Genomic DNA, 8,458 nt, shown 5'->3' on the forward strand with positions numbered 1-8,458 from the left:
TTTGTTTAGTTTTCAAAGAACGACTTTATTAATATAACATTTCAAGTTGTTTATGTCAACAACTTTTTTGAAGTTTTCTTTGCCGTCGTGGTGACGACTTTTAATATATTACATGATTTCCATCATAGGGTCAACACCTTTTTTAATTTTTTTAAAACTTTTTTAAAACCATCTCCACATATTTTAGACATAAATAAAAACTCGTCTATGATTTGACGAGTCCATGAGGACAAAATCTGAAATTTGTACTTCTTTATGTCCAAAAGGAAAACCGCAGAAGTTCTCTGCGGTACGACAGTTAGATAACCCATAGCTGAATAGCAACTAAAGCAAACAGACCTGGAATCCCAAGAAAGCCTGAGACAGCAGATGTGGCAAAATTAATCGGAACATGTATTCCGTACTGATTCCCCGCCACATTTAAAAAAAATAAAAATAATGCCCCTATTATTAATTTAATGGCGGCTTGGCCCACAAATCGGGCTGGTTTAAATGGAGCACCAAATAGCAGCATTAAAATAATTAGTCCGCCAAGAACTGAGATTACAATGATTGGTTCCAAGAGAGCGCTCCCCCTCCAAAGGTCACTTTACTTACAGGTTATGTACAAGTTATCCAAAATAGAACTATTAAAAAATGCCTAAGCAAAAAAATGCTTAGGCTGGGTATACATACTATTTTACTTAGATTTACAATCAGGGCCTCTCGAATGCACCGCTTATCTTCTTAAGTTAATCTTCCGTTGTTTTGCTTCCCTTAAAAGGAAAATATATTTGGCTTCCGCTATTTTAGTTTGACAAATGACTTCTTCTGATGGATCGAAGCTTCTTTCCAACAGCGCTTTTTCCTGCTGCCAATTTTCTTTAAACTTATTCAATTGATTAAGCAGTTTTTCATCGAACTCTTTTCGAAGCCACTCTTTACGCCGAAAAAACATATCTGTTACCCCCGGAAAATACAATAATATCTGCCGCTATAATTCCCGACGGCCCTCTAATGCTTTTGACAAGGTAACCTCATCCGCATATTCAAGATCCCCGCCAACCGGAAGACCATGGGCAATTCTTGTAATTTTAATTCCCGATGGTTTGATTAATCGCGAAATATACATAGCCGTCGCTTCACCCTCAATATTTGGGTTTGTCGCCAAAATGACTTCTTGTACAGTTTCATCCTGCAGGCGCTTTAGCAAATCCGGAATATTTATATCTTCCGGACCAATACCGTCCATTGGTGAGATTGCCCCATGTAAGACATGGTACAGGCCGTTGAAATCCTTCATTTTTTCCATCGCAATTACGTCCTTTGGATCTTGCACTACACATATTATGCTCTTATCTCGGCGCTGATCCTCACAAATATAACAAGGATCCTGATCGGTAATGTGGCCGCACACAGAGCAATATGTTAAATTACGTTTGGCATTTACAAGTGCTTTTGCAAAATCGAGCACTGTATCTTCCTTCATGCTTAAAACAAAAAACGCCAGCCGGGCTGCTGTTTTTGGTCCAATCCCCGGCAGTTTCATAAAGCTATCAATTAACTTTGAAATCGGTTCTGGATAATGCATTTCTAATTACTCCTCAAAAAAGCAAAAGTGCCTGGTAAGCTTATTTTAGTTCACTGGCACTTTTGCTTTTTATTTTTTATTGTCTAGCCCCTAACCAAGGCGCTTTTCGCTTTTCTAATTAAAACGGTAAATTTAATCCTTTTGTGAATTGTCCCATTGTATTGTTTGTCAAATCCTCCGCCTTTTTAAGGGCATCATTGACAGCTGCCAGCACAAGGTCTTGAAGCATTTCTACATCATCAGGGTCAACAGCTTCAGGTTTGATTTGCACGTCTACTACTTCTTTATGGCCCGTTATTACGACGGTTACCATTCCGCCGCCTGAGGACCCTTCAATTTTTTCTTCACCTAATTGTTCTTGGGCTTCCGCCATTTTCTTTTGCATCTTTTGCATTTGTTTCATCATATTTTGCATGTTTCCCATTCCACCGCCACGCATCATAACACTCTACCTCCATTAATTTTAATCAATAATTTCAACAAATTCAGCACCGAATAATTTCTTAGCCTCAGCAATGTGCGGTTCCTCTTCTCGAACTGACTCGCCCGTACTGCCACTTTCATCATGGTGGCCGCTATTGAGGAATTCTTCACGGATTGACAGCCATTGCTCTTCTGGTACACCTAGCAGTGAAAACTGTTTCGATGTTAATTTAAACAATGTGGCCGCTACCGCTTCAAGAAAATCATTCCGACTCATTGCCATTTGACAAATCATTTCATGCTTAAATTTTATAATAACAGCAGCAGCCGAAGCCGCAACTGGTTCTGCTTCATTTAGTAAAGCTGCATGGGACTTTAATATGCTTCCACGCATTTCACCCCAATGAGCTTTCACAAGATTCAATTCCGTTTTTGTTGCCTGTTTTAAGACTTCATTTATTTTTCCAACCGGAGGCTGGAAAGTATTACGTGAAGATCGAGGTGCCGCTTTTTGCGGCTGTGGCGCCGGATCCTGTACTGTTTGAGATATCCCTGAGGATTTTAGTTGCTGCAGCTCATTTTCCAGCTGGTCAATCCTCGATAATAATTGTTCCATTACCCCTGATTGCGGCACCGCAGAATGCTTTGATTCCAATTGACACAATTTAACTATAGATACCTCAAGGAATATCCTTGGATGATTCGTCCAGCGCATATCCTGCTGCGTTTTATTTAAAAGGTCAATCAGCTGATAGATTTCCTCAATAGGGATTTCTTCCGCCATTTGCCTAAACTCCTCATCCAGCATGACTCTTTCAAGCGATTCTTCTAGATTCGGAGCCGCCTTATAAAGCAGCATATCACGGTAAAAAAGAATCAGATCTTCAATAAAGCGTGCCGGATCCTTCCCGTGGAACAGAAGTTCATCTAATGCCTCTAATCCGCTGACAACATCTTTTTCGTTTATTGCCCTTGCCATTTTATTTAAAAAGCCCTGCGACACCGCTCCCGTTACAGTAAGGGCGTCTTCGAGCGTCACACGATCTTGGCTGTAAGAGATGGCTTGGTCAAGCAGACTTAAGGCATCACGCATACCGCCATCAGCTGCTCTTGCAATCATTTGCAGCGCTCGATCATCGCAGTCAACCCCCGACTCTTCTGTAATAAGCTTCATCCGCTCTACAATAGAACCTGCCGTAATTCTTCTAAAATCAAACCGCTGACAACGAGAAATAATCGTCAGTGGAATTTTATGCGGTTCTGTTGTTGCTAAGATAAAGATGACATGCTTTGGCGGTTCTTCTAATGTTTTTAACAGGGCATTGAAGGCGCTGATTGAGAGCATGTGCACCTCATCAATGATATACACTTTATAATTGACAGCCGTTGGGGCAAATTTAACCTTATCAAGGACATCACGCATCTCTTCGACCCTAGAATTCGATGCAGCGTCAAATTCAAGGACATCTGGAATCGTTCCGTTGGTAATACCTATGCAGGACGGACATTGATTGCATGGTTCTGAAACCGGTGCGCGCTCACAGTTAATTGCCTTTGCTAATATCTTAGCCGCACTTGTTTTTCCTGTTCCTCTTGGACCAGAAAATAGGTACGCATGTGAGATTTTTTGCTGAAGTAAGGCGTTTTGCAAGGTCTTCGTGACATGTTCTTGTCCTACCACATCAAAAAAAGTCTGAGGACGCCAAACACGATATAAAGCTTGATAAGCCACAAGACACCGCCTCCTTCAAAATTTTTTTCATCTTCTCCATTATAACGTATGTATTTCTATTTTTTCAAAGAGTACACAAAAAAACTCACCTCAATCATGAGGTGAGTTTGATTTATAGGCAAGGCAATATGTAATAACTGCCGTGCACCTTCCTTCGACTGACACCCATAAGCGTTACTTAAGCAGTTAGCTCGGCCCAGGCACCCCTGCGGCACATGGGAGCTTCCACTTAATGCTGCTTCCTTCCGGACCTGACATGGTTCATGGATTCCCATTGCGCAGGACCCAGGCGTCAACACCACTTACTTAAGGCAGACCCTACAGGATATCAGCCTCAGAGAAGGGATTCAGTCCCGCTAGAGCGGATTGCGGGTACAGGGCACCGCTACCTCCCCACCTAGCACGGCAAAGTTGATACCAATTTTTAAGTGCGTCTTATCTGACGCCTTTTTAGTATACAAATAATCCAGCAAAAAAGCAATTGTTATTAACTGTCAATTTCTGTAAGATCTGAATTTGCTTGACGCAGTTTTTTCTCTTGCCTTTTACGTTCGCGGATCTTTTTGAAAAAATTCGACAGCAGTGCGCCGCATTCTGCTTCCAGCACCCCTGTCACAACCTCGCTTTGATGGTTAAAGCGTTGATCCTCTAATAAGTTCATCAGCGTGCCGGCACACCCTCCTTTTGGGTCGCTGGCACCGTAAACAACGCGTTTGACTCTTGATAAGATAATCGCTCCGGAACACATTGGACACGGCTCGAGGGTGACATACAGGGTTGTGTCCTCGAGGCGCCATGACCCAATTTCCCGACAGGCCTTGTCAATTGCTAACAGCTCTGCATGGGCTACCGCATTTTGCTCGCTTTCCCGCAGATTATGTGCCCGGGAAATAATTTTTCCATCATAAACAATCACTGCCCCTATCGGCACCTCATTTAAATCCTGGGCTTTTTGCGCTTCTTTTATTGCTTCTTTCATAAAATATTCATCTTGTTCGTTCATTCAGATAAAACCGCCTTTAAATGGGTAAATAATAGTGGATAAAAAACAACAACCCTCCCCAAAATAGGAAAAAAGGAGAGAAAGACTTATGAAAAATACTAGAACTGCGCTTATTATTATCGACATGATCAATAATTTTGATTTCCCTCAAGGTTCTGTATTAGCTGCAAAGGCTCTAAAAATTTCTCAGCCAATAAAAAAACTAAAGGACCAATTTAGCAAAATGAAGCTGCCGGTCATTTTTATCAATGATCATTATAATTTATGGCAGGCTGACTATCAAAAAATCATCCAATATTGCAGCAACCAATATAGTAATCCAATAATGAATAAGGTGCTGCCCGGAGAAGATGACTATTTTTTAATCAAGCCGAAGCATTCCGCCTTTTACGGAACAGCTCTTAACACATTACTTCATCAATTAAATGTAAATACACTTCTGTTAACCGGCATCGCAGGGAATATTTGTGTCTTGTTTACAGCTAATGATGCTTATATGAGAGAATTTGAACTACTGATCCCTTCTGATTGTCTTGCTTCAGTCTCAGAGGACGATAATCAATACGCCTTAACTATGATGAAAAACGTATTAAAGGCAAAAATAGAACCAAGCAATCATGAAATTTACCAAGATTATATCATGAATTCTCCCTCGACCTCATAGAATGGTTGTAGCGTATGTGTGCTTTAGGAGGGATAATTATGCAAATCCACGTTGTTAAGCAAAATGAAACATTGACAACAATTGCAAGGACTTACCATACAACCGTAAACGACATTACTGAAGCGAATGATCTGCCGAATCCTAACAACCTTGTTGTGGGCCAGGCAATCGTTATTCCTATTATCGGACACTTTTATTTCGTTCAGCAAGGTGATACCCTATACTCTATTGGTCAAAAAGTTGGTGTCCCATACCAACAGCTTGCGTCGATTAACCGCATTCCTGTTAATCAGCCATTACAGGTCGGCCTCAGACTTTATATCCCTCAAGGGAAAAAGCGAAATGCTGAATTCAATGCCTATGTTGAACCGCGCGGCACCACCGTTGCACCTGCTCTAGAAAACAGCGCCCGTGAGGCAGCACCCTACTTAACCTATTTAGCCCCATTCAGCTTTCAAGCACGCCGTGACGGTACATTGAAAGAACCTTTGCTCAATCAGTTCCCCGCTATTGCCAGAGCCAATCGAAATGTCTTAATGATGGTCATTAATAACCAGGAAAATGATCAGTTCAGTGATGAGTTAGGAAGAATATTGCTTAACGATATTGCGATTCAGGATAAGTTTTTAAATAATATTGTGGCAACCGCCAAAAAATATGGTTTCCGCGATATTCATTTTGATTTTGAATTTTTACGCCCGGCTGATCGTGAAGCCTATAATCGTTTTTTAAGGAAGGCCAAACAAAGGTTCCAGAGGGAAGGCTGGCTCATGTCGACGGCTCTTGCTCCTAAAACAAGCCGTGAACAAAAAGGATTATGGTATGAAGCCCATGACTATAAGGCACACGGGGAAATCTCTGACTTTGTTGTCATTATGACCTATGAATGGGGCTACAGCGGCGGTCCGGCAATGGCCGTATCCCCGATTGATCAAGTAAGAAAGGTATTAGATTTTGCCGTTTCAGAAATGTCTTCAACTAAAATTTTAATGGGGCAAAATTTATATGGATATGATTGGACCTTGCCGTTTGTTCAAGGGACCATTGCCAAGGCGGTCAGTCCGCAGCAGGCAATTCAGCTTGCGGCCAGCCACCATGTCCCGATTCAATATGACACAAAAGCACAGGCACCATTTTTCAAATATACCGATGCTTCTGGCAAGCAGCATGAAGTTTGGTTCGAAGATGCCCGCTCGATCCAGGCAAAATTTGATTTAATTAAGGAATTAAATTTAAGAGGAATGAGCTATTGGAAACTAGGGCTGGCCTTCCCTCAAAATTGGCTGCTAATTGTTGATAACTTTAACGTCACTAAACGAGGAACGTAACTGCCGTCTTTTTTACGGCAGTTTTTTTAATAATTATAAAAAAATTCCATATCCCTTCCTTCTGCAGATTATGATAAAATATTCTTTGCACTGTAAAAATTATGTCGCTTTTTGACATCGAATGTCAGACATCTTTCGTTATAACATATAGATTAGAATATCGCAGTAAGCTGGAGAAGGAGGATATCAAATGGGGGAGATACCCTTTATTACGGTTGAAGGGCCGATTGGTGTAGGAAAAACATCTCTAGCCAAAGCCATTTCAGAACAATTTCAATTCGCGCTGCTAAAAGAGATTGTCGACGAAAATCCATTCTTAGGAAAGTTTTATGAAAATATTGAGGAATGGAGTTTCCAGACGGAAATGTTTTTTCTCTGCAATCGCTTTAAACAATTAGGGGATATCAATACCCATTTCCTGAGCAAAAAACAGCCAGTGGTAGCTGATTATCATATTTTTAAAAATTTGATTTTTGCACAAAGAACATTAAATGGCGAAGAATATAATAAATATCATAAAATATATCAAATATTAACAGAAGATATGCCAAAGCCGAACGTCATTATTTATTTAAACGCCAGCCTTGATACACTTTTAAAACGGATTAAGCTTCGGGGCCGGGAAGTGGAGAAAAATATCAGCCCGCTTTATTTAGAACAGCTTTCGCTTGACTATGAACAAACGATTGCGTTATTCGAAAAGGAACATCCAGAAATACCCGTTCTTCGTTTTAATGGCGATGAGTTAGACTTTGTAAAAAACGAACACGATCTGGAGCTTATCTTTGAAAAATTATCGTCAGCACTTCAATCAGTCGGGACAAACACGTTAAGAACAGGGGGATGTTCGTGAGCATCGTTATTGGTGGTATGATAGGTCTTGGAAAAACAAGTGTGGCCGACACGTTAAAGGTACACTTTCAACATAAAGGGATTGAAAGTAAAGTATTTTATGAAACGGTCGATGATAATCCCATCCTTCCGCTCTATTATGAACTGACGCCGGAAGAATTGGATGCTAAAAGAATCCCCTTCTTGCTGCAGCTATTTTTCTTAAATAAACGATTTAAAACTGTGAAGGATTGCATCAATTGGAGAAATCCAATTTATACGATACAGGACCGTTCCATTTACGAAGACTGGTACTTTGCCTATGTAAATAAAAACTTAGGCAGAATTTCCGAACTAGAATTCAACATTTATGAAGAGCTCGTGGGTAACATGATGGAAGAATTAGCACAGCTTCCTAAAAAGGCCCCCGATCTAATGGTATACTTAAGAGGCTCCTTTGATACGGTTCTTAACCGGATTATGGACCGCGGCCGCAGCTTTGAAATTAATCCCGAATTAAAGGAATATTATTTTGAAGTGTGGAAGGGCTACGATGAATGGGTAATGGAACGATATGATGCAAGTGAAGTGCTAGTGGTTGATATGGATACCACGGATGTCGTCAATAGTAAGTCAGATGCTGAAAGAGTCTGCCGTGATGTTGAAAACAAATTAAACGAGATTCTTCATATTTCAAAGGCACATATTGGTTAAACCAATATGTGTTTTTTAATTTTAGGCGTTGTTAGCAGAGCAAAACTTCACATTGATAGATTGTTCTGATTTACTTTAGCGCCGCTTCTCCCTTTTTCAGGGCAAAAAAAATTCGTTACAATTGCTTGTAACGAATTTTTATCTCCAGTTTTTATGCGCGATTATAAAATAAATGGCGGAGGAAGAGGGATTC

10 protein-coding genes and 1 other RNA gene are annotated in these 8,458 nt (G+C 40.6%); 4 read left to right on the forward strand and 7 right to left on the reverse strand.

Going from position 1 to position 8,458, the window contains the following annotated elements; genetic code table 11:
- Positions 1-298: 298 nt before the first annotated feature.
- The 7 genes from IE222_RS25690 to tadA form a co-directional block, all read right to left on the reverse strand.
- Complete coding sequence (locus tag IE222_RS25690) at positions 299-562, reverse strand: pro-sigmaK processing inhibitor BofA family protein (protein ID WP_191277231.1); 264 nt, start codon at positions 560-562, stop codon at positions 299-301.
- Between the two features lie 156 nt (positions 563-718).
- A complete protein-coding gene (locus tag IE222_RS25695; RefSeq protein ID WP_191277232.1) occupies positions 719-937 on the reverse strand; it encodes a YaaL family protein in 219 nt (72 codons plus the stop codon).
- 36 nt (positions 938-973) lie between these two features.
- Complete coding sequence (gene recR / locus IE222_RS25700) at positions 974-1,570, reverse strand: recombination mediator RecR (RefSeq protein WP_191277233.1); 597 nt, start codon at positions 1,568-1,570, stop codon at positions 974-976.
- A 118-nt stretch (positions 1,571-1,688) separates the two neighbouring features.
- Positions 1,689-2,012, reverse strand: coding sequence for a YbaB/EbfC family nucleoid-associated protein (locus IE222_RS25705; protein WP_370465092.1), 324 nt, complete (start codon positions 2,010-2,012; stop codon positions 1,689-1,691).
- Positions 2,013-2,033: 21 nt separating this feature from the next.
- On the reverse strand, positions 2,034-3,725 hold the full coding sequence (gene dnaX, locus IE222_RS25710) for a DNA polymerase III subunit gamma/tau (protein ID WP_191277234.1): 1,692 nt from the start codon (positions 3,723-3,725) through the stop codon (positions 2,034-2,036).
- Positions 3,726-3,865: 140 nt separating this feature from the next.
- An RNA gene (gene ffs / locus IE222_RS25715) (signal recognition particle sRNA large type) lies at positions 3,866-4,131 on the reverse strand.
- Positions 4,132-4,212: 81 nt separating this feature from the next.
- Positions 4,213-4,728, reverse strand: a complete 516-nt coding sequence (gene tadA, locus IE222_RS25720; protein WP_191277235.1) for a tRNA adenosine(34) deaminase TadA — start codon at positions 4,726-4,728, stop codon at positions 4,213-4,215.
- Between the two features lie 88 nt (positions 4,729-4,816).
- Between tadA and IE222_RS25725 the strand changes: the two genes are divergently transcribed.
- The 4 genes from IE222_RS25725 (at position 4,817) to IE222_RS25740 (ending at position 8,265) form a co-directional block, all read left to right on the forward strand.
- On the forward strand, positions 4,817-5,392 hold the full coding sequence (locus IE222_RS25725) for a cysteine hydrolase family protein (RefSeq protein ID WP_191277236.1): 576 nt from the start codon (positions 4,817-4,819) through the stop codon (positions 5,390-5,392).
- Between the two features lie 38 nt (positions 5,393-5,430).
- On the forward strand, positions 5,431-6,720 hold the full coding sequence (locus IE222_RS25730) for a LysM peptidoglycan-binding domain-containing protein (RefSeq protein WP_191277237.1): 1,290 nt from the start codon (positions 5,431-5,433) through the stop codon (positions 6,718-6,720).
- A gap of 190 nt (positions 6,721-6,910) precedes the next feature.
- Entirely contained in the window at positions 6,911-7,573 is a 663-nt protein-coding gene (locus tag IE222_RS25735; RefSeq protein WP_191277238.1) for a deoxynucleoside kinase, read from the forward strand.
- Positions 7,570-8,265, forward strand: a complete 696-nt coding sequence (locus IE222_RS25740; RefSeq protein WP_191277239.1) for a deoxynucleoside kinase — start codon at positions 7,570-7,572, stop codon at positions 8,263-8,265. Before IE222_RS25735 ends, IE222_RS25740 begins: the two co-directional genes overlap by 4 nt.
- Positions 8,266-8,458: the final 193 nt, after the last annotated feature.

Origin of the sequence: Neobacillus kokaensis (assembly GCF_014656545.1) — a bacterium.
GTDB classification, from domain to species: Bacteria; Bacillota; Bacilli; order Bacillales; family Cytobacillaceae; genus Neobacillus; species Neobacillus kokaensis.